Raw genomic sequence first — 20,670 nt, 5'->3', positions numbered from 1 at the left:
ACACCGATGAGCAAGAAGTCCGCCGCCCTCGGCACCGTCGCCGCCCTGTTCGCCGCCCTGGCCCTCGCGAGCGCCGCCCCGGCGACCGCCGCGACCAGCCCGACGAACTGCGGCCACTGGTCCACCCAGGAACCCGAGCTGAGCTTCGGCGACGGCGGGGCCCCGGTCCAGGCCCTGCAGTGCGAGCTGAACTCCGCGATGGCGAACACCGGCCTGGCGGAGGACGGCAAGTTCGGCGGGCTGACCTACAACGCCGTGGTCAGGTTCCAGGGCTGCGCCCACCTCGACAAGGACGGCATCGTCGGCCCGAAGACCTGGGCCGCGCTGGACCACTGGAGCAACTACGGCGGCTACATCCCCTGCTGACCGTCCGCCGTCCGGCCCGGACCGGCCGACGCCACGGCCACGGCCACGGCCGCGCCCCGGGCCGGACGGCATCGTCGGGCGGATGACGGGCGAGCACCTGCTCCAGTACGGCGGCCCCTACTGCACGACCCGACCGGACCCGACCGCACCGATCGGCCCGGTCCGACCGCTCCCCGTGGGGTGGTGGGACCGGGCCGTCGGCCGTCCGGCGCCTCCCGGGCTCGGGCGGCGGGCCCGGCCGCGTCCTGCTCCCCGCCCGGCGCCTCCGCCCGCACGGCGCGCCGCCCTCGGGTGCCGTCAGGTCCGGCGGCCGAACAGCGGGCCGAGGACGAGTTCGGCGGCGCCCACGGCGACGGCCAGCCGGCCCGCGGTGCTGACGGAGACCGGGACGGGCTGCCAGTCGGGGTCCGGGATCCGGGCCTCGATCTGTGCGGTGACGCCGGCGAGGTAGACCTGGGGGGCGGACAGGACGGCCCGCCCGCCGAGCACCACCCGGTCGATGTCCAGCAGCCGGACGAGGTTGGCGACGCCCACGCCGAGCAGCCGGGCGGCGGCGGCGTGGTCGCCGCGGCGCAGTTCGGCGAGGCAGAGCACCTCCAGGCAGCCTTGGTTGCCGCAGTCGCACGGCGGCCCGTCGATCTGCACGGTCTGGTGCCCGAACTCGCCGGCGTTGGTGCGGGTGCCGCGGTGCAGGGCGCCGTCGAGGAGCAGGCCCGCCCCGAGGCCGGCGGCGAGGTGGACGTAGGCGAGGCCGCCGACGGGCCGCGGGATGGCCGGCGCCTCGGCCAGGGCGGCGGTGTTGGTGTCCTTGTCGACGACGACGGGCAGGCCGTCCAGCCGGGCGGCGAGTTCGTCGCGCAGCGGGTAACGGTCCCAGCCCGCCGGGTCACGGGTGCCGGGCGGGGTGAACCAGTGCAGGACGCCGGCGGCGTGGTCGAGCGGTCCCCGGCAGCCGACCCCGGCCCCGAGCAGCCGCGCCCCGGCGGGCAGGTCCGCGGCGGCCCGGCCGATCCGCGCGGTGATCAGGCGGACGGCCTCGGCGGGGGTGACGGCACGGTCCACGGGTTCGGTGTGGACGTGGTGGTGGCGGCCCGCGAGGTCGACCAGCAGGACGGTGAGCTCGTCACGCTCCAGGTGGACCCCGACGGCGCAGGCGGCCTCGGCGCGCAGCCGGAGCAGGGTGCGGGGCTTGCCGCCGGTGGAGGCCGCCTGGCCGGCTTCCACGATCATGCCTTCGGCGAGCAGCCGGGCGGTGATCTTGCCGATGGCCTGGGGGGTGAGGCCGGTCCGGGTGGCGAGTTCGACGCGGCTGCCGCCCTGCGGGGCGGCCCGGAGCAGGCCGAGGACGAGGGCGGCGTTGTGGTCGCGCAGTCCGGCCAGGTTGGTGCCGGCCGGGCGGCTGTGGCCGGCCGGGCCGGGGGGCGTCGTCATGGGCTCATTCTGCCTGGGCCGGGGCGTCCGGGCTTGCACTTAGGAAACAGTGTTGTTTAACTGGATCGCATGACCCCCGAGAGCACCCCCGGTACCGGGCACCCCGCCCTCCGCGTCGGACTGGTCGGCTACGGCCTGGCCGGTGCGGCCTTCCACGCCCCGCTCATCGCCGGCACGCCCGGCCTCCGCCTGGACGCCGTGGTCACGGCCGACCCCGAGCGGCGCGAGCAGCTCCGCCGGGAGCACCCGCAGGCCCGCGCCGTAGACACCGCCGAGCAGCTGCTGGCCGGCCCGGGCGCCGTCGACCTGCTGGTCGTCGCCTCCCCCAACCGCAGCCACGTACCGCTCGCCCGGGCCGCCCTGGAGGCCGGGCTGCCCGTCGTGGTGGACAAGCCGCTGGCCGCGACCGCGGCCGAGGCCGCCGAGCTGGTCGCGCTCGCCGAGGCCCGCGGCCTGCTGCTCACCGTCTTCCAGAACCGCCGCTGGGACGCCGACTTCCGCACCGTCCGGCAGCTGATCGCCGACGGCGCGCTCGGCAGCGTGCACCGCTACGAGTCCCGCTTCGAGCGCTGGCGCCCGGAGCTCAAGGAGGGCTGGCGCGAGTCCGCCGACCCGGCCGACGCCGGCGGCATCCTCTACGACCTGGGCAGCCACCTGATCGACCAGGCGCTCACCCTCTTCGGCCCCGCCGTCCAGGTGTACGCCGAGGTGGACGCCCGCCGCACCGGCGCCGCCGTGGACGACGACGCCTTCGTCGCGCTCACCCACGCCGGCGGGGTCCGCTCGCACCTGTGGATGAGCGCCCTCGCCGGGCAGCTCGGGCCGCGCCTGCGCGTCCTGGGCGACCGCTCCGCGTACACCGTGGACGACATGGACCCGCAGGAGGACGCGCTGCGCGCCGGGGAGCGCCCGGGCCCGGGCTGGGGCGAGGTCCCCGAGGCGGGGCACGGCCTGCTCGGCACCACGGACGGCGCCGTCAGGCACCCCTCGCTGCCCGGCGACTACCCGGCCTTCTACGCCGGCGTGGTCCGTTCCCTGCGCGAGGGCGCACCGGCGCCGGTCGACCCGCGCGACGCCGTCGCCGCGCTGACCGTCCTGGAGGCCGCCCGCCGCTCGGCCGCCGAGGGCCGCACCGTCACCCTGACCGGAAGGAGCTCCCGATGACCCCCGCCGAGGCCGAAGTCCTGATCGAGCGGATCGAGGACGAGGAACGCCGGCTGCGCCTGCCGCACTTCGACAACGACGACGCCTGGCTGCTCGGCACCCTCCTGGTGGGCCTGGCGCGCGCCGAGGAGGCACCCGTGGTGGTGGACATCCGGCGCAACGGCCAGCAGCTCTTCCACTACGCGCTGCCGGGCAGCTCGGCCGACAACGACGCCTGGATCCTGCGCAAGGCCCGCACGGTGGACCGCTACGGCTGCTCCTCGTACCTGGTCGGCCTGCGCTTCGCGGCCAAGGGGCAGAGCTTCGAGGTGGATTCGAGGCTCGACCCCGACACCTACGCCGCCCACGGCGGTGCCTTCCCCGTCCACGTGGAGGGCGTCGGGGTGGTGGGCACGGTCGCCGTCTCCGGCCTCCCGCAGGCCGAGGACCACCGCCTGGTGGTCACCGCCCTGGAGCGGCACCTGGACCGGCGTCTCGAAACCGTCTGACCCGCCGCCCGGCAGGTGCTGCCGGGCGGCGGGCCGGGACGGGTCCGCGAAGTCGACGGAGTCGGCGTGGCCGGGCCGGGCGGGCGGGACCTTCGACGGGTCCGGCCCCGCCCGCCCGGCTCAGTCGTTGACGGTGTCCGAGGTCTTGAGGTCGTTGATCTTCTCCTGGTAGCCGGCCAGCACGTCCGGGCAGTAGACCTTGATCACCTCGGCGCCGGCCTCCAGGATCCGCTTGTCCACGATGACCGGGCGCATGCCGGGGCCGCCCGCGCCGTTGGCGAGCTGGACGAGCCACAGGCCCCGCCGCAGGGACGAGTTGGGGTCCTCGCAGATCGGGCCGCCGTCGGTGCCCAGGGTGTTGGCGATGTTGTTCGGGTTCCGCGCGGCGAAGCCGTTGGCGACGAGCGCGTCGTTCAGCTGGTTCGCCTTGCGGTAGGCCTCGTTGGTGTTCCGCTGCTGGGTGTAGGTGAACAGTCCGATGATCATCATGGCGACCAGCACCACGATCGCACCGATGTAGATCCAGCGGTGCTCGGACCACATCCGGGTCGGGCTCATGCCAGGCCTCCGTCCACCGGCACGGCGTCCGCGTCGGGCTGCCGCCAACTGGGTTTGCGCGCCCGCAGGAAGCCGAAGGGGATGACCACGCCGAGCAGCAGCAGCCCGCCGCCGACGATGCCGACGTACGCCCAGTTGCTGCCGTTGCCGAACTGGGAGGACGGGATGAAGCCGATCACCATGGCCAGCGCAGAGGCGACGAAGCCGACCACGCACAGCACGGTGAGCATCGGGGCGCGGTAGCCGCGCGGGTGGTCCGGCAGCTTGCGGCGCAGCTGGATGGCGGCCAGGAACATCAGCAGATACATGATCAGGTAGACCTGGGTGGTGATCACCGAGAAGATCCAGTAGACGCTGGACACGTTCGGGATCAGCGCGTACAGCAGGGCGATCACCGTGGTGAGCAGGCCCTGGGTGACCAGGATGTTCTGCTGGACGCCGTGCTTGTTGAGCCGCTGCAGGAACGGCGGCAGGTAGCCCTCCTGGCGGGAGATCAGCAGCAGGCCCTTGGAGGGGCCGGCCAGCCAGGTGAGCATGCCGCCGAGCGAGGCGGCGCAGAGCGCGAACGCGACGATCGGGACCAGCCAGCCGATGTGGAAGTACTGGAAGAACGCGTCGAAGGCCTGCATGACGCCGGCGGTGAGGCTGAGCTGGTCGGCCGGGATGACCCAGCTGATGGCCAGGGCCGGCAGGATGAAGATCAGCAGCACCATGCCCATGGCCAGGAACATCGACTTCGGGAACTCCTTGGCCGGGTCGCGGAGCTTGTTGACGTGGACCGCGTTCATCTCCATGCCGGAGTAACTGAGGAAGTTGTTCACGATCAGCACCAGGCTGGCGATGCCGGTCCACTCGGGGAGGATGTGCGAGGCGGTCATCGGTGCGGCGGAGGCGTTGCCCTGGCCCAGGAAGACGAAGCCGAGCAGGACCAGCAGCGCTCCGGGGATCAGCGTGCCGATGATCAGGCCGCCGGAGGCCAGCCCCGCGACGGCGTTCGTGCCCCGGGAGGACACCCAGACGCCGGTCCAGTACAGGACCACGATGACGATCGCGGTGTACACGCCGTTGCTGGCCAGCGCCGGGTTGATCACGTAGGAGATGGTGCTCGCCACGAAGGCCAGCAGGCTGGGGTAGTAGAAGATCGTCATGGCGAACTGGCACCAGACGGCGAGGAAGGCCAGTGGCTTCGACAGCCCCTGCGCCACCCAGTTGTAGACACCGCCGCTCCAGCCGGAGGCCAGCTCGGCCGACACCAGGGCGGTGGGCAGCAGGAACACGATGGCCGGCACCAGGTAGAGGAAGACGCAGGCGAGGCCGTACACCGCCATGGTGGGCGCGGCGCGCAGGCTCGCGACCGAACTGGTCGTCATCAGGGCCAGCGTCAACCAGGTGATCTTCTGGGAGCCGGCCGCGGCCCGGACGGGGTTGGCCGCCTTGGCCCGGCCTGCCCTTCCGGAGTCGTCGGCCGGTACATCTCCAGCGCTCATCGGGTACCTCCTCATAGCAAGCCGCGCGCGGAGAAGCACGCCACGACCTCCATGCTGATCACCGTACGCAGCCACCGCACAGCCGATGGACCGTTCGGGTGCACGGCCCCTTGGACGCGGGCCGGTCCGCGCGCAGGGCCGTTCGGGTACCGGACGCCCGGGGGCGCGCTGTGGCCGGGGGCGCGCTGTGGCCGGCGCGCGGGAGGGCCGGGGTCCGAGCCGGCCGGGGTCCGAGCCGGCCGGGGTGCGCGGCCGGTGGAGCCGGCGTTGTGCGGGGCTGCGGCCCCCGCGACGGCGCCTGACGGCCCGTGGAGGTCCCGGGCGGGGGCGGCGGACAGGGGGCGGCGGGCGGGGGCCGGCCGCCTCGGCGGCAGAGCCGGGCCGATGACTTGCGGGGGGACGGGAACGCCGGGCGCCGGCCACCGGGCGGCGCCCGCCGGCCGGCGCGGGACGCCCGGCGCGGGATGCCCGGCGCGCGTACGTCCCCGGGTCAGCCGTCCTGCCGGGCGGCCTCACGGCGCTGCCGCTTGCCGAGCGGCGCCTGGGAGAGGTCCTCCGCCTGGGACCTGAGGCTCTTCCAGCCGTAGCCGCGCTCGGACAGCCAGGCCCGGGCCGCGCCCTCGGCGCGTTCGGTCGCCGCCAGGATGTCCTCCTCCGCCTCGCCGGAGTCGCGGAAGCGGAAGGTGAAGGCCGGGCGCGCGGCGAGGTCGTAGCTGAGATGGCCCTCGGGCGTGAAGGCGGCCTGGAGGACGTCGTGCTCGGAGGCGCGGGCGAGAAGCTCGGCACGCTGGCCGGCGTCGAGCCCGTCGAAGACACCGCGGACGGTGATACGGAAGGTGCGTGTGCTCATCCGCCGACCTTAGGCAGGTCCGGGCCTCGGCTTCCACTGTGTTTCCGGTGCCGCGGCGGACCCGCCGGGGCGCCGGCCGCCCGGCCGCGATGCCGAGCGGGCCCGGAGCCGGGCCCTGGCCCGGGTACCCGCCCCCGGACGGAGCCGGGCCCCGGCCGAAGGGGGCGGCCGGGGCCCGGCGGCCCGGGGCGGGCGGCTCAGCCGAAGCTGAACCAGTTGAGGTTCACGAAGTCGGCCGGCTGGCCGCTGTCGAAGGTGAGGTAGACGTCCTGCGTGCCGGTGACCCGGCTGATGTCGGCGGGGACGGTCCGCCAGGTCTGCCAGCCGCCCGTCGAGGCCAGCGCGAAGCCGCCGACCGGTGTGGCCGTCGGACTGCCCAGGCGGACCTGCACCAGCCCGCTGATCCCGGCGGCCGCCCCGGACGCGACCCGGGCCGAGAAGCGGGTGGCGCCGGTGCTCCCGAACTGCACGCCGGAGTACTTCAGCCAGTCGCCGTTGGCCAGCCAGCCGACGTCCTGGCCGCCGCCCGTGTCGGAGCAGGTCTCCACCGCGGCACCCGCCTGGGCGCTGAAGGTCTCGGCCTGGATGGTGCCGAAGGCCCCCGTCCCGCCGGTCGCGGTCGCGGTGGGCGTGGGCGACGGGGACGGGCCGGGGCCGCCGGCCGAGCCGCCGACGGTGATGGTGAACCGGGTGGGCGCGCCGGACTGCACCTTGCCCTCGAAGTCCACCGCCGCCGGGTGCACGTCGTCGTACGGGAAGGCGTAGCCGAGACCGTCCGGCGTGGTGGAGTGCAGGATCCGGGCGTAGTGGTTGGTGCGCGCCCGGGTGTAGAAGGCGGCCGGGTTCTCGCCCGTGGGCTGGAACGCGTTGTCCAGCAGGGTGGTGCGGTTGAGGGCGGCGGCCAGCCGGGCGCTGAGGTTGCCCATCTCGTCGTTGCCGGTGGTGAAGGGCGCGTCGCTGCAGGAGAAGATCGCCAGGGTGGACGGCTTGCCGAAGCTGCCGACGCCGGGGAAGGTCAGCTGGTCGCCGGAGACGCGTCCGGTGACGGTGCCCCAGGTGAACTGGGTGTCGATGCGCAGGTCGGTGCTGCGGTACTTGTCCCAGACCTGGTTGACGTAGTCGTCGAAGTAGCCCTTGAAGAGCGCGCTGTTGCCGCGGATGGCCAGGTTGGGGCTGAGCACCCGCAGGTCCGAGCCGCCGCCGGGGACGATCAGCTTGCTCCAGTCGGAGCCGTCCGCGGCCGACTGGGCGCGCAGCGCGGCGGCCACCCGGCTCAGGCCGTCGGAGGGCAGGCCGCGCACGGTCTGGGTGGCGCCGGTGGTGTCCAGCCGAAACGAGATCGGCAGGCCGACCATGTCGACGAAGGTGATGTTGGCGTACAGCTGGTCGTTGTTGTAGGTGAACTCGCAGAAGTCGTGCCGGACGGCGATGTTCGGGTCCGAGGGGTTGCTGACCGACGGCAGGGCGAGCCCGCCCCCGCGGTTCATCAAGAAGGTCAGTTTGGCACCGACCGAGAAGTAGATCCGGCCGCTGTCCAGGTGCGGCAGGGTGACTCCGCGGGCTCCCGCGCCGGAGGCGTTGAGCGCGATCGCGCAGTCGACGCCCAGCGGCGTCTGGTCGGCGGCCGGGGACGGCGGGTGGTACAGCGTCCGCCCGTCCGACTGGACGAAGGCCCAGTTGCCCCCGGCCGCCGGGTCCCGGCCCAGCACGTAGGCGTAGACCGTGCCGCTGCCGGTCGTGTTGACCAGGTCCAGCGGGAGGGTCGGCGCGGTCGCCGCGCCGGCGGTGGAGTCCAGCAGCCGGGTGAGCAGGGGCACGGAGAGTGCCGCGCCCGCGGACGCGGCCAGCAGCTTTCGGCGGGTGAGCATGGTGGGGGGACCTCCAGGTCGGGCGCGCTCGGCTACGAGCACGGGAAGTACCGCTCACCCTGAGGGGTGTGTCAGGCGCCGGTCAATACATGAAGCAGAGAGCGCTCTCAGATTTAGGATGCCTTTAAGAAAGAACGAACTGACGAGGGCTCATTCCGGGATCACCTGGACTTTGCCCGCCCGGCGGCGCCGGGCGTCGACGACTTGTGACGACAGGGGCCGATCGGTCCCGGCCGCACCCGGGTGCCGCCCCGGGCCGGCGCCCGGCGCATGCCACCCGCCGGGTCCGCGGAGACCTCCCCCGCGGACCCGGCGGAGCCGGCCGCGCCCGGCCTCCGGGGCACGGCCGGCCCCGGCTTGCCCCTGACGCGCGGGTCAAGGGTTAGCGTCGCCACACCCGGGCGGCGGACGCGCCCCGCACCGGCGCCCAGAACCCTTCCAGGAGGCCGAAGATGACCACCGCCCTGCCCCCGACCAGCCGGGAGGTCCGGCTCGCCGCCGTTCCCGACGGGCTGCCCCGGTCGGAGCACTTCACCGTCGTCCGGACGCCGCTCCCCGCGCCCGGACCTGGACAAGTACTGGTCAGGAACCGGTACTTCCTGGTGTTCCCCGGCCTGCGCACCCTGATCGGCGGGGAGGTGGACGGGCTGCCGCTGCCGGCCCTGCGGGCCGGCGACGTGCTGTTCGGCCCCGCCGTCGGCGAGGTCGTGGCCGCACCCGCCGGCAGCCCGCTGCGGGTCGGCGAAACCGTCTCCCATCTGCTCGGCTGGCGGGAGTACGCCCTGGCCGACGCCGCCGGGTGCACCCCGCTGGACGACACGCTCCCCGATCCGGTCGCCCACCTCTCCCCCGGGTCGGCCGCCTACGGGGCACTGACCCGCCTCGCCGAAGTCCGCGCCGGGGACATCGTCTTCGTCACCGGGGCGGCGGGCGCGGTGGGCTCGCTGGCCGGGCAGATCGCCCGGCTGCTGGGCGCCGGCCAGGTGATCGGCAGCACCGGCTCGCCGGAGAAGGCCGAGCGGCTGGTGTCCGAACTCGGCTACGACGCGGTCGTGCTGCGCGGCGCGGAGCCCGTCGCGGACCAGTTGGCGCGGCTCGCCCCCGAGGGCATCGACGTCCTGCTGGACAACGTCGCCGGCGAGCAACTGGTGGCGGCGCTGGCCGCGGCCCGCCAGGGCGCGCGGTTCGCCCTGGTCGGCGCACTGTCGGGGCAGCTGTCGCCGGCCCGGGCCGGCGGCAGCGCCCCGGTGGAGATCGACGCCTTCCGCCTCCTCGCCAAGGGCGTCTCGCTGCGCGGGTACAGCGGCGCGGACCACCCCGGGGCGGCGGCGGAGTGGACCGGTCGCTTCGGCGGGTGGCTGCGGTCCGGCGAGATCCGCTTCCCCCATGTCCGGATCCCGGGCATCGACCGCGCGCCACGGGCGTTGCAGGACATGATCGGAGGCAGGCACTTCGGGGCCGTCGTCGTGGAGTTGTGACGTGTGACGGGACGGCGCCCGGGTTCCCACAGGCGGACCGGGCGGGGAGCGGGGGCGGGATGCGGATCGGCGAGGCGGCGGCAGCGGCCGGCACCACACCCAGGGCGCTGCGGTTCTACGAGCAGCGCGGGTTGCTGCCCCCACCCGTCCGGACGGCCTCCGGGCAGCGCGAGTACGGGCCGGGCGAGATCGAGCGCGTCCGGGTCGTCCGGGACCTCCTCGCGCTCGGGCTGACCGTCGAGGACCTGCGCAGCTGCGCCGACCGCCTCCATCTGCTCAGCGAGGACCCGCCGCGGCGGTGCGGCCCGGTCGAGCCCGGCGCCCCCGGCTCCGGGGTGGTCGGCCGCAGGCTGGCCGCCCTCGACGCCGAGATCGACCGGCTGGCCGGCCTGCGTGCGAGTCTGGCCCGGCGGGCGTCCGGGGACGACTGACCGCCACCGTCGCGGGCTCGTGCGGGCCGGCGACCGGTACCCGCTCCGGCAGGTGAGTGGGTACGCCGTTCCGTCCCGGGAGACGGGAGCCGGCCGGCCGCCGGAGCACCGGCCTCGCCGATGACCGGCGGCGGCCCGGCCCGCAGTGGGGGGACCGCCGCCCGTGCGGCGGGGAACCGGACCGGCGGATGCCGCGCGGGCCCGCCCATGGCGGGCCCGCGCGACCCGGTGGGCCCTGGCAGGCCGCCCCCGTGCCCCGGACGTCCCACCCACCGACGGACGGGCGACCAGCCAGGCATGACGATCCGTCAGGCGTCCCGCCGGCGCAGCAGTGCGGCGCCGAGCAGGAGCGCCCCGGCGGACCAGCCGGCGAGGACGGCAAGGCCGGTCCACGGGGGCACCGGCAGCCGGTCCAGGCCGGTGGTGGCCTGGACCGCCAGGCCGGCGGGCATCGGCGCGACCTGCTGGAGCCGGCGCTGCCAGTCGGGGTCGGCGACCACCCGGGTGAGCAGCGGGAACAGGTAGAGCAGCCCGAGGACGACGCCCGCCGCCGCCGCGGGCTCGCGGACGGCCGTCGCCACGCCCACCGTGAGCAGCGCGACCAGGGCGAGGTAGAGCACCGATCCGACGGCCGCGCGCAGGGTCGGCCCGTCGCCGAGGGACAGCGGCGGGTAGCCGTGCGCCGGGGTGAAGCCGCTCCCGGGCAGGATCAGGCGCCCGGCGAGCAGCGAGCCGAGGACGGCGGCCGTCGACGCGAGCAGCACCGCGCCGGCGAGGGCGGCGGCCTTGGCCGTGTAGGCGGTGCCCCGGCCGGGCACGGCCGCCAGGGTGGTGCGGATCATGCCGGTGCCGTACTCACCGCCGACCGCGGCCGCGGCCAGCACGACCGCCACCGCCTGTCCGAGGGTGACGCCGGTGAGGGCGAGCCGGGTGGCGTCCTCCCCGCAGCCGGCCGCCGGGCAGGAAACGCCGGCGGCCGCCGCCGCACCGAGTCCGGCCGTGGCCAGGACCAGCGCGAGGAGCGCCGTCCAGGTGCCGCCGGCGGTGCGCAGCTTCGTCCATTCCGCGTGCAGGGCGCGGGCGAGGGTAAGCGTCGCCGGCAGGGCGCGGGCGAGCGGCGGTCGCAGGGCGCCCAGGAGCAGGGTGTCCGGGAGCAGGGTGCCCGGGAGCGGGGTGCCCGGGAGCGGGGTGCTCGTGCAGGCCGGCGGCGGCGCGGCGGAGGGCGGCGGCACCCGGCGGGCGGAGGGCCGGTTCACACGTCCCTCCTGCGGAGCAGGACGGTGGCGAGTACGCCCGCCGCCAGGGTGTACCCGGCGAGGACGGCGAGCCCGGCCCACGGCGGGAGCGGGAAGTACCCGAACTCGGGGGTGTAGGCGCCGTCCACCTGCGGGTACCGCGGCACGGTCTGCTGGATCGCGAAGCCGGCCGCCGGGGTGAGGCGCAGCAGCCACTGCGCCGGGCCGGCGGGCAGGATGCCGGAGGTCGCCAGGAGGTAGGGCAGCACCAAGGCCGCGACGACGGCGGTGACGGCGGGGGCGCCACGGCGCAGCACCACGCCGGCCGCGAGGGCGAGCAGGGCGGCGAGGGCGAAGAGCAGCGCGGTACCGGCCGTCGCGCGCAGTTCGGTGGCCGTGGTGACCGGGAGGTCCCGGAAGTGCGCGGCGTGCGAACGCCAACGCCCGAGCGGGACGGCGAGCGCCGCGCCCGCCAGGCCCGCCGTGGCGGCGGCGGTGCCGAGGACGGCGGCCTTGGCGGCGAGCACCCGGCCGCGGCCGGGGTGGGCCGCCAGGGTGGTCCGGATCAGCCCGCGCCGGTACTCGGCGGTGACGGACACCGCGCCGAGGACGACCAGGACGAGCAGGCCCGCGAAGGACCCGACCAGGAAGTTCTCCACGGTGTGGGCCGGGCCCATCGGCGGTCCGCCGACCACCGGGGCGATGTCCCCGGCCCCGGTGACGGTGATCCGGCCGGCCGACTCGGTGAACCCTCCGCGCAGGGTGTCGCTGTAGCTGCCGGAGGTGCCGGCGTCGCCGCCGGCCTGTCCGCCCTGCCAGCCGTTGCCCTGCCAGCCGCCCACCAGTTCGGGCCGGCCGAACTCGGCGGTGGCGACGGCGGGGGCGTAGCCCGTCCCGGCACCGGTGTCGGTCGCGGCCTGCGGGGAGGCCACGAAGAGACCCGCCCGGACGGTCCGGGGCAGGCCGGGAAGGTGGGCGGTGCCGAGCGTGGTCCAGTGGACGCCGTCGCCGGAGGCGTACCCGGTGATGTCCTCGCCGGTGCGGACCAGGCGCAGCCTGCGGGCGTCGCCGGCGAGGGCGGGGCCGGCGGTGTCGTGGGTGTAGTCGTCCTGCATCCGGACCCCGTGTGCGCCGGTCAGCATCACGGCCGCGTACCCGGAGCCGCGCCCGGGGCCGGCCTTGACGATGATGCCGGCCTTCGCCCACGGCTGGACGCCCGGGACGGCCTGCCCGCCGGGCCCGGGGTCGGTCAGGCCGGTGAGCGGGCCGACCTGGGCGGTGATGCTGCCGTCGCCGTCCAGGGTGCGGTGCACGAAGAAGAAGGCGTCGTTGACGGCCTGGCCGCCGGGGCCTCGCGGAAACCCCCCGTCGTCGGCGCCGCCGGGGGCCGCCGTGCCGAGCAGCCCGACCAGGACGGTCACCAGCGCGGCGGCCGGCGCGAGGGTCCAGCCGCGCACCGTAAGGAACTTGGTCAGTTCGGCGCGCACGAGCCGCCGGAATCCCGCTCTCCCCCGGCCGGCCGGCCCGGCCTGGGCCGTGACCGCGTCCGTGCCGTTGGGCTCTCCGCCGTCCGCCCGCCCGGCTCGGGTCCGGTCCCGGGCCGTTCCCGCCTCCCCCGCGACCGCCGCTCCCGTCACCGCGTGCCCCGGCAGCGCGTCCCTCTTCGCCGCGTCCCTCTCCGCCGCGTCCCCCGTCATCGGTTCGCCTCCGCGCCTGCGGCCCGGTACTCCGTCACGTCCCGGGTCAGCTCCAGGAACGCGTCCTCCAGCGTGACCCGCCGGGCGGTCACCTCGCAGAACGGCACCGCGCCGGCGCCCAGCAGGGCAGTGATCCGCGCGCCGTTCAGGCCGGACACGGTGAGCGTGCCGGGCCCGGCCGGCGCGGTGCTGCCGCCCGCCCGCTCCAGTACCGCGGCCGCCCGGGCCGGCTCGGTGGTCCGGACGGTGGTCCGGCCGCCGGCCGCGGCCGCCAGCAGCTCGGGCACGCCGGTGTCCGCGACCACCCGGCCCCGGCCCACCACGACCAAATGGTCCGCGGTGCCTTCCAGTTCGGCCATCAGGTGGCTGGAGACGAGGACGGCGCGGCCCTCGCGGGCCAGTGCGCCGAGCAGCCCGCGGATCCAGACGATGCCCGCCGGGTCGAGGCCGTTGAACGGCTCGTCCAGCATCAGCACCGGCGGGTCGCCGAGCAGCGCCGCGGCGATCCCCAGCCGCTGGCGCATGCCCAGCGAGTAGCCGCCGGCCCGGCGCCGGGCGGCGGTGGCGAGGCCGGCCAGGGCGAGCACCTCGTCCACCCGGCGGGCGCCCAGGCCCTGCGAATGCGCCAGCCACAGCAGGTGGTTGCGGCCGGTCCGGCCGGGCTGCAGGGCGGCCGCGTCCAGCAGCGCGCCGAGGTGGCGCAGCGGCTCGCGCAGGCTCCGGTAGGGGCGCCCGCCGACCAGCGCGCGGCCGGTGTCGGCGGCGTCCAGGCCCAGCACCACCCGCATCGTGGTGGACTTGCCGGCCCCGTTCGGGCCCACGAACCCGGTCACCCGCCCGGGCCGCACGGTGAAGGTCATCCCGTCCAGGGCCCGGACGGCCCCGAAGCTCTTGTGCAGGCCGTCGACCTCGATGGTCGCCCTGCCGTCGTCGTCAGTCATGCCCAGGAGCATGGGCCGGACGGCGTGACACCGGCGGAACGGCCGCTGTCATGCCGCTGTTAGGCCCGGTCGCATAACCTGCCCGCATGTTCCCTCGACGCGGCACAGTGCGGTGGCGCTTCACCGCGCTCTACGTGGGCCTGTTCCTGCTCTCCGGCACGGCCCTGCTGGCGCTCGCCGGCCTGCTCGCCGCCCGGTCCACCCGGGTCAGCGAGGCCGTGCCCGGCACCGTGCCGGACCTCGGCCCGGCCGCCGGGCCGGCCCTGGCCCGGATCGAGCAGCTCCAGCAGGAGGTGTCCCGGTTGCAGGACACCCGGGCGGACCAGCTACTGCTCGGATCGGCCGTCGCCCTGGCGGTGATGGCCGTCGTCTCGGTGGTCCTCGGCTGGTACGTGGCGGGCCGGGTGCTGCGGCCGCTGCGCGCGATGACGGCCGCCACCCGCCGCATCACCGCCGACAACCTGCACGAGCGGCTGGCCGCCGACGGCCCGGCCGACGAACTGAAGGACCTCTCGGACACCATCGACGGGCTGCTCGAACGCCTGGAGGGTTCGTTCGCCGCCCAGCGCCGCTTCGTCGCCGACGCCTCCCACGAGCTGCGCACCCCGCTGGCCACCATCCGCGCCTCGCTGGACGTGGCCGTCGGCAAACCGGCGCCGGTGGCCGCCACGACGCTCACCCTCGCCGGCCGGGTGCGCACCGAACTCGACCGGGTGGAGCAGCTGTTGGAGAGCTTCCTGGTGCTCGCCCGGGCCGAGCACCGGGCCCTGCCCGACACCGGACGACTCTCGCTGCGCGCCGTCGCCGCGCGGGCCCTGGCCGCCCGGGCCGCGGATCTGGGCGCGGGGCGGCTCACCGTGCTCGACGGCGGGACGGACGGCGCGGCGGCCGCCGCCGGGACGGACGTCTGCGCACCGCACGCCGCGCGGGCCGCCGCCGCGTCCGGTCCGGCCGGCCGGGAGGCGGCGGCGGTCCTGGGCAGTCCCACCCTGCTGACCCGGATGGTCGAGAACCTGGTCGACAACGCGATCCGGCACAACCACGAGGGCGGCTGGATCCGCGTCACCACCGACGAGGACGGCGCGACCGTACGGCTGACCGTCGAGAGCGGCGGGGCCGTGCTCGATCCCGGGCAGGTCGCCCGGCTGGCACAGCCGTTCCGGCGGCTCGGCGCGGCGCGGACCGGCACGGACGGCGGCTCGGGCCTCGGCCTGTCGATCGTCGCGGCCGTCGCCGCCGCGCACGGCGGCGGCCTCGACCTGCACGCCCGCCCGGCGGGCGGGCTGCGCGCCACCGTCCGGCTGCCCGCGGCGGGCGCGGCCGGGAGCGGTGCGGCCCCGGTGGCCACGCCGCTCACGGACCGCCCGGGCGGAGGTCCGTCGTGAGGGTGCTGGTGGTCGAGGACGCCCGGGCGCTGGCCGAGGTCGTCGCCGAGGGACTGCGTGACCAGGGCATGGCGGTGGACGTCGCCCACGACGGCCTGGAGGCCGCCGCCAAGCTCGACCTCGCCCCCTACGACGTCGTCCTCCTCGACCGGGACCTGCCGGGCATCCACGGCGACACCCTCTGCCGCATGATCACCGACCGGGAGGACGGCGCGATGGTGCTGATGCTGACGGCCGCCGACGGCCCGGGCGACCGGGTCAGCGGGCTGGGCCTCGGCGCCGACGACTACCTCGCCAAGCCCTTCCACTTCCCGGAACTCGTCCTGCGGGTCCGCGCGCTGGCCCGCCGGCGGCCCACCGCGCAGCCCCGGGTCCTGCGGGCCGCCGGCCTGGTGCTCGACCCCCTGCGGCGGACCGCGAGCCGCGACGGCCGGCAACTGGACCTCTCGGTCAAGGAGTTCGGCGTCCTGGAAGCCCTGCTGCGGGCCTCCCCCGGCCACCTCTCCGCCGAGGCCCTCCTCGACCGGGTCTGGGACGAGCACGCCGATCCGTTCACCAACACGGTGGCCGTCACGGTCGGCCGGCTCCGCCGCAAGCTCGGCGATCCGCCGGTGATCAGCACCACCCCGGGCGTCGGATACCGCGTCGGCGACCCGCCGGGCGGACCAGCCGGACCGTAGCCGCCCCGCCCGCCGTCGGCACCGGCCGAGCCGCCCCGCCGGTGCTGACGGCGGGCCCGCCGCCGCCCTCCTCGCGCGGGGCGGGCCACGGCGCGCGGAGTGCCCGGAGCACCGACGCGGCGGGGCGGGCCTCGGTATGGTGGTCATCATGTCCACCATGGTCGAGCTGCCCGAACCGTCCACCCCGGCGGCCCGCGCGGCAACGGCGGCGGACCCGGCGGCGACCGCTCCGGGCACCGCCGGCCGGGCGCTCCGCCCGGCGGCCCCGGGCCGGACCGCGCCGGCCGGCCCGGTGACGGAGGCCGAGGGCGCACCCCGGACGACCCCGCCCGCGGACGAGGTGCCGGGCCGGTGACGCGGCGACCGTACGAGGCCCGGTTCGCCCGCGAGGTCGGCCTCGCCGTGCGCGAGCTGGACGGCGACGACGGCAAGGAGCTGCGGGCCGCGTTGGAGCAGGCGGCCTCGGATCCTTGGTCCTGGCCGCAGGCCGACCGGTACGACCTGGACGACACGGTGCGGGTCGTCACGACCCGGGCGGCGATCGCGCACTACGCGATCCTGCCGGAGCCGCCGCACCTCTGGGTGTTCGCCGTCACCGTGCTCTGACCCGGCCGTCGCGCCGCCCGCCCGGCGGCCGAGGGCGGTCCGCCGCCGTCCGCCGTCAGGCGCCGTCCACCGCCTCCCTGGCCTGCCCCTTCGGCCGGGGCACGGCCGCGCCGCCGGCCGGCCGGGCCGCGCGGGCCCGGCGCCTGACGTACGCTCCGGCCAGGACCGCGGCCGCCGCACCGGCCAGGGCCCAGGTCGCGGGGTGGCACCGGACGGCCGCGTCGAGCTGCTGCCCGAGGACGAACAGGCCCATGGCGACCACGAACCAGCCGAACGCCTTGCGCAGGGCGTCCTGCGGGATCCGCCCGGCGAAGCGCGAACCGGCGAGGCTGCCGGCGACCGCCGCCGCGGCGAGGGCCAGCGCCAGGCCCCGGTCGATCTGGACGCCGGACAGGTGGCCGGCCAGTCCCGCGAAGGAGTTCATCGCGATGACGAGGAGCGAGGTGCCGACCGCGACCCCCATCGGCAGGCCGCCGAGGATCACCAGCGCGGGGACGACGAGGAAGCCGCCGCCGGAGCCGATCAGGCCGGTCACCGCCCCCAGGGCCAGGCCCTGGACGGCGATCTGCCGCACCGGCAGCTCGCGGCGCGGGGCCGTGGCGGGGGCCGGCCGGCGAGGACGGCGGAGCATGGCGACGGCGGTGGCGAGCATCATCAGGGCGAACCCGGCCAGCAGGACCGTGCCGGGCACGAACCCGGCCACCCGGCCACCCGCGTAGGCGCCCGCCATGCTGAAGCCTCCGAGCAGCAGGCCCGTCCGCCAGCGCACCCGCCCGGCCCGGGCGTGCGGGACCAGCGCGGCGACGCCGGTGGCGCCGACCACGAACAGCGAGGTGGCGATCGCCTCCTTGGTGTCCTGCCCGGCCAGGTAGACCAGGATCGGCACGGTGAGGATCGAGCCCCCGCCGCCGAGGACGCCGAGGCTGACGCCGACCAGCAGCGCGGCCGCGACGACCAGCGCGGTCACGGCTTGCCGCGCAGGTCGGCGACGACGGCACGGATGTCGGGGCGCGGCCCCCGGTTGTACGGGAGCCTGGCCAGCAGGCCGCCCATGGCGCAGGTGTTGCTGAGCGCCGCGTAGACCAGGCCGGCGCCGACGGCGGTGCCGGCCAGGTGCACCCGGGGCCGCAGCACTCCGGCCAGCCCGGTGGCGAGCACGACCGAGCCGGCCACCAGGCGCACCTGGCGCTCCAGGTCCCAGCGGCCGGCGCCCCGGTCGACGGGGGCGCCGAGCACCTCCCAGGCGGTCATGCCGCCGGCCAGCACCCGGAGGCCGGGCAGACCCGCCCCGGCGAGCAGCGCCCCCGCCTGCGCGGCGCGGGCTCCCGAGCGGCAGACCAGTACGACGTCCCCGTCGAGGTGGGCCCGCAGCGCGGAGCGGTGCTCGCGCAGGAGGTCGAGGGGCACGTTGCGGGACCCGGGGATGTGGGCGGTCCGGAACTCGCCCGCGGTGCGGACGTCCAGGACGCGCGGGCCACGGCCGTCCCGGCGCAGCCGCTCCAGGGCGGCGGGGGTGATCGAGGGGGCCGTCGGGGCGGCGGGGGTGATCGAGGGGGCCGTCGGGGCGGCCGGCGGGGTGGGGTTCTCGGCCATGGGGGCTCCGTTCATGAGGCGGGAAATACCTAGGGGGGTATCGGGGAAGGCAGGGGCCGGCCCGTGGGCACAGCGGCACGACGGGCCCGTCACGAGGGGACGGGACACCGGCAGGAGGCGGCCCGGCGGGCGGCAAGGGATGGAGAGAGGGAGCGAGGGAGCCGGACGTGGGCACGGCAGGACGGTACGGGGGCCGGACGCCGGCCGGACGCGGGTCAGGCTCAGTCCCGGCGGGTCAGGAGTCCGCGGCCGCGCTCCGCGCCCAGGCGGCGTAGCCGCCGAGCAGGTCGGACACGTCGGTGAACCCGCGGTGCCGCAGCAGGCTGGCCGCGATCGAGGAGCGGTGACCACCGGCGCAGTGCAGGACCAGCGGCCGGCCGGCGGGGATCTCCCCGGTGCGGGCGGGCAGTTCGCTCAGCGGGATGTGCACCGCACCCTCGATCGAGCCGTCCGCGCCGCGTTCGCCGCAGGTGCGGACGTCCACGACCAGCGGCGGGTTGCCGCCCGCCAGCGCGGTGCGCAGCTGCGCCGCGGTCAGCTGGCCGGCGGGAACGGTGTCGTCCGGCAGGGCCGCGAGGGCGTCCTCGGGGTCGGGCAGGTAGCCCGCCACCCGGTCGAAGCCGATCCGGGCGAGGCGGGTGACGGTCTCCTCCGCGCGGTCCCCCGGGGCGAGGACGAGGAGGTCGGCGGCGGGATCGAGGACCGTCCCGGCCTGCTCGGCGAAGCGGCCGTCGGCGGGCACGTTGACCGCTCCGCGGAGGTGTCCGGCCGCGAACTCCTGCGGGCCGCGCGCGTCGACCACGACCGCACCGGCCGCCCGGAGCCGGGCGAACTCCGCCGGGGCCAGCGGCCCGGGCGCCGTGGCGGCGTCGTACAGCGGGTGGTGCCTGCGGTTGAGCTCGGCGTCGTAGGAGAAGTAGCCGGGGGCGGCCGTCCGGCCGGCCGTGACCAGCGCGACGAAGTCCTCGCGGCTCATCGGCGCGCAGGCGTAGTTGGTGGCCCGCTCGGCGCCGATGGTGGACTGCCGCTCGGTGGAGAGGTTCTTGCCGCAGGCCGAACCGGCACCGTGCGCGGGGAAGACCCGGACTTCGTCCGGCAGTGCCATCAGCTTGTGCTGCACGCTGTCGTGCAGCATCGCGCCGAGCTCCTCGGCGGACATTCCGGCGGAGGCGAGCAGGTCGGGGCGGCCGACGTCGCCGACGAAGAGCGCGTCACCGGTGAGCACGCCGTACGGGACCAGGTCGTCGGCGTGCTCGAACACCAGCACGCTGACCGACTCCGGCGTGTGCCCGGGCGTCTCCAGGATCTGGAGGGTGACCTCGCCGAGGGAGATCCGGTCGCCCTGGGCGAGCCGGCGGACGGGGTACTCGGTCTCGGCGCGGCGGCCGTACCCGATCCAGGCGCCGGTGCGGTCGGCGAGCTCCAGGTGACCGGCGACGAAGTCGGCGTGGAAGTGGGTGTTGACCACGCCGACCACGGTGAACCCGCGGGTCTCGGCGTCGGCCAGGTACTCGGTGACGTCCCGGCGGGGGTCGACGACCACGGCCTGGCCGGTGGTCTCGTCGGCGATCATGTACGACGCCTGGGAGAGACAGTCGAGGTAGTACTGCGTGAAGAACACGGCGATCCTCCGCCTGGTGCTGCCGTACCCGCTGGGGCACGGGGGGATGGGTGCGGGGTGGTGGACACGGGGTACCCGGGGCACCGAGCGCGTGGGTGCGGGGTACTCGGGGCACCGGGCGTCCGGGGCCCGTCCGGGGCCTTGTCGACCGCCGTCGGCCGGCCCGGGCCGACCCTTGGCTCGAATACCCCCCTAGGTATCCATGACCCGACTGTAGGCAGACCCGTCGCCGGGAGTCAAATACCCCCCGGGGTACCCCGCAGCGCAGGCTCCACCCTCACCCGCACGAACGCGGAACATACCTAGGGGGGTATCCTGAACTGCAAAGGAGGGAGCGCACCCGCCCACCCGTGGTACCCGTCCCGGATCAACCCCGGGCCGGGCGGACCGGAGCAGACCTTGCCTCGGCGCACCGGCCCGAGCGCCGAGCGGTCACCTCAGCGCGCCCACGGACGGGGCGGAGGAATCCGGAGCAGTCCACGGGAAATCGCCTACCAGGGAACAGGACTGACGGACCGGCGGACGAACGACGACCCGCCACCGCGGGAGCCGGCGCCGACGACGGTGACATCGGCCGCCGGACCCACGGCTCCGCGGCCGGACGTCCCCCGCGGACCGGACGGCACACCACGAACCGGGCCGAGGCCCCGGGCAGCAGGCAGCGGAGCAGTGCGGCCGGGCGGGCGGCACGGTGGACAGAAACGGCGGGCGGCCGGACGGCGGGGAGGGCCACACCCGCGGCCGGCGGCCGGAAACGGCGGCCGGGCGGCGCCCGGCCAGAGCCGGTCGCC

20 protein-coding genes are annotated in these 20,670 nt (G+C 76.2%); 9 read left to right on the top strand and 11 right to left on the bottom strand.

The window, feature by feature from the left end; all coding sequences use genetic code 11:
• The first annotated feature begins 6 nt into the window (after positions 1-6).
• Complete coding sequence (locus IE329_RS30490; RefSeq protein WP_190214234.1) at positions 7-366, top strand: peptidoglycan-binding domain-containing protein; 360 nt, start codon at positions 7-9, stop codon at positions 364-366.
• A 297-nt stretch (positions 367-663) separates the two neighbouring features.
• Here the strand turns inward: IE329_RS30490 and IE329_RS30485 are convergent, their stop codons facing one another.
• Positions 664-1,797, bottom strand: coding sequence for an ROK family protein (locus IE329_RS30485; protein ID WP_190214233.1), 1,134 nt, complete (start codon positions 1,795-1,797; stop codon positions 664-666).
• A gap of 69 nt (positions 1,798-1,866) precedes the next feature.
• Here IE329_RS30485 and IE329_RS30480 point away from each other — a divergent pair, with 69 nt between their 5' ends.
• The gene (locus IE329_RS30480; protein WP_190214232.1) at positions 1,867-2,961 is read left to right on the top strand and encodes a Gfo/Idh/MocA family oxidoreductase; all 1,095 of its coding nucleotides are present in this window, start codon (positions 1,867-1,869) and stop codon (positions 2,959-2,961) included.
• Positions 2,958-3,449 carry a heme-degrading domain-containing protein gene (locus IE329_RS30475; RefSeq protein WP_190214231.1) on the top strand — a complete coding sequence of 164 codons (492 nt, stop codon included), beginning with the start codon at positions 2,958-2,960 and terminating at the stop codon, positions 3,447-3,449. The genes IE329_RS30480 and IE329_RS30475 overlap by 4 nt, the downstream gene beginning before the upstream one ends.
• Positions 3,450-3,569: 120 nt before the next feature.
• On the opposite strand, the gene IE329_RS30470 is transcribed toward IE329_RS30475, so the two are convergent.
• From IE329_RS30470 to IE329_RS30455, 4 genes are all read right to left on the bottom strand, one after another.
• Positions 3,570-4,007: a hypothetical protein gene (locus IE329_RS30470; RefSeq protein WP_190214230.1), complete on the bottom strand. Its 438-nt coding sequence runs from the start codon at positions 4,005-4,007 to the stop codon at positions 3,570-3,572.
• Entirely contained in the window at positions 4,004-5,494 is a 1,491-nt protein-coding gene (locus tag IE329_RS30465; RefSeq protein WP_190214229.1) for an APC family permease, read from the bottom strand. Before IE329_RS30465 ends, IE329_RS30470 begins: the two co-directional genes overlap by 4 nt.
• A 490-nt stretch (positions 5,495-5,984) precedes the next feature.
• On the bottom strand, positions 5,985-6,344 hold the full coding sequence (locus IE329_RS30460) for a DUF6204 family protein (protein WP_190214228.1): 360 nt from the start codon (positions 6,342-6,344) through the stop codon (positions 5,985-5,987).
• A gap of 197 nt (positions 6,345-6,541) precedes the next feature.
• Positions 6,542-8,212 (bottom strand): glycoside hydrolase family 64 protein, encoded by a 1,671-nt coding sequence (locus IE329_RS30455; RefSeq protein ID WP_190214227.1) that lies wholly within the window; start codon positions 8,210-8,212, stop codon positions 6,542-6,544.
• A gap of 452 nt (positions 8,213-8,664) precedes the next feature.
• On the opposite strand from IE329_RS30455, the gene IE329_RS30450 reads away from it, so the two are divergent.
• Complete coding sequence (locus IE329_RS30450) at positions 8,665-9,690, top strand: MDR family NADP-dependent oxidoreductase (protein WP_190214226.1); 1,026 nt, start codon at positions 8,665-8,667, stop codon at positions 9,688-9,690.
• 59 nt (positions 9,691-9,749) lie between these two features.
• The gene (locus tag IE329_RS30445; RefSeq protein WP_190214225.1) at positions 9,750-10,121 is read left to right on the top strand and encodes a MerR family transcriptional regulator; all 372 of its coding nucleotides are present in this window, start codon (positions 9,750-9,752) and stop codon (positions 10,119-10,121) included.
• 308 nt (positions 10,122-10,429) lie between these two features.
• Here the strand turns inward: IE329_RS30445 and IE329_RS30440 are convergent, their stop codons facing one another.
• The 3 genes from IE329_RS30440 to IE329_RS30430 form a co-directional block, all read right to left on the bottom strand.
• Positions 10,430-11,377 (bottom strand): ABC transporter permease subunit, encoded by a 948-nt coding sequence (locus IE329_RS30440; RefSeq protein WP_229927892.1) that lies wholly within the window; start codon positions 11,375-11,377, stop codon positions 10,430-10,432.
• The gene (locus IE329_RS30435; protein ID WP_229927891.1) at positions 11,374-12,843 is read right to left on the bottom strand and encodes a DUF1349 domain-containing protein; all 1,470 of its coding nucleotides are present in this window, start codon (positions 12,841-12,843) and stop codon (positions 11,374-11,376) included. The genes IE329_RS30440 and IE329_RS30435 overlap by 4 nt, the downstream gene beginning before the upstream one ends.
• A 206-nt stretch (positions 12,844-13,049) precedes the next feature.
• The gene (locus tag IE329_RS30430; RefSeq protein WP_190214223.1) at positions 13,050-13,994 is read right to left on the bottom strand and encodes an ATP-binding cassette domain-containing protein; all 945 of its coding nucleotides are present in this window, start codon (positions 13,992-13,994) and stop codon (positions 13,050-13,052) included.
• 86 nt (positions 13,995-14,080) lie between these two features.
• Here IE329_RS30430 and IE329_RS30425 point away from each other — a divergent pair, with 86 nt between their 5' ends.
• The 4 genes from IE329_RS30425 (at position 14,081) to IE329_RS30410 (ending at position 16,665) form a co-directional block, all read left to right on the top strand.
• Entirely contained in the window at positions 14,081-15,379 is a 1,299-nt protein-coding gene (locus IE329_RS30425) for a sensor histidine kinase (protein WP_190214222.1), read from the top strand.
• The gene (locus IE329_RS30420) at positions 15,376-16,059 is read left to right on the top strand and encodes a response regulator transcription factor (RefSeq protein WP_190214221.1); all 684 of its coding nucleotides are present in this window, start codon (positions 15,376-15,378) and stop codon (positions 16,057-16,059) included. Before IE329_RS30425 ends, IE329_RS30420 begins: the two co-directional genes overlap by 4 nt.
• Before the next feature lie 148 nt (positions 16,060-16,207).
• A complete protein-coding gene (locus IE329_RS30415) occupies positions 16,208-16,414 on the top strand; it encodes a hypothetical protein (protein ID WP_190214220.1) in 207 nt (68 codons plus the stop codon).
• Positions 16,411-16,665 (top strand): hypothetical protein, encoded by a 255-nt coding sequence (locus IE329_RS30410; protein ID WP_190214219.1) that lies wholly within the window; start codon positions 16,411-16,413, stop codon positions 16,663-16,665. Before IE329_RS30415 ends, IE329_RS30410 begins: the two co-directional genes overlap by 4 nt.
• 55 nt (positions 16,666-16,720) lie before the next feature.
• Here IE329_RS30410 and IE329_RS30405 read toward each other — a convergent pair whose 3' ends face one another.
• The 3 genes from IE329_RS30405 to IE329_RS30395 form a co-directional block, all read right to left on the bottom strand.
• A complete protein-coding gene (locus IE329_RS30405) occupies positions 16,721-17,632 on the bottom strand; it encodes a sulfite exporter TauE/SafE family protein (protein ID WP_190214218.1) in 912 nt (303 codons plus the stop codon).
• Positions 17,629-18,258, bottom strand: coding sequence for a rhodanese-like domain-containing protein (locus tag IE329_RS30400; protein WP_190214217.1), 630 nt, complete (start codon positions 18,256-18,258; stop codon positions 17,629-17,631). The genes IE329_RS30405 and IE329_RS30400 overlap by 4 nt, the downstream gene beginning before the upstream one ends.
• 235 nt (positions 18,259-18,493) lie before the next feature.
• Entirely contained in the window at positions 18,494-19,879 is a 1,386-nt protein-coding gene (locus IE329_RS30395; RefSeq protein WP_190214216.1) for an MBL fold metallo-hydrolase, read from the bottom strand.
• Between the last annotated feature and the right edge of the window lie 791 nt (positions 19,880-20,670).

Source organism: Kitasatospora indigofera (genome assembly GCF_014655955.1).
Lineage (GTDB): Bacteria > Actinomycetota > Actinomycetes > Streptomycetales > Streptomycetaceae > Kitasatospora > Kitasatospora indigofera.
Note: the sequence above shows the minus strand (reverse complement) of the source record. Positions and strands in the feature narration are given on the sequence as shown.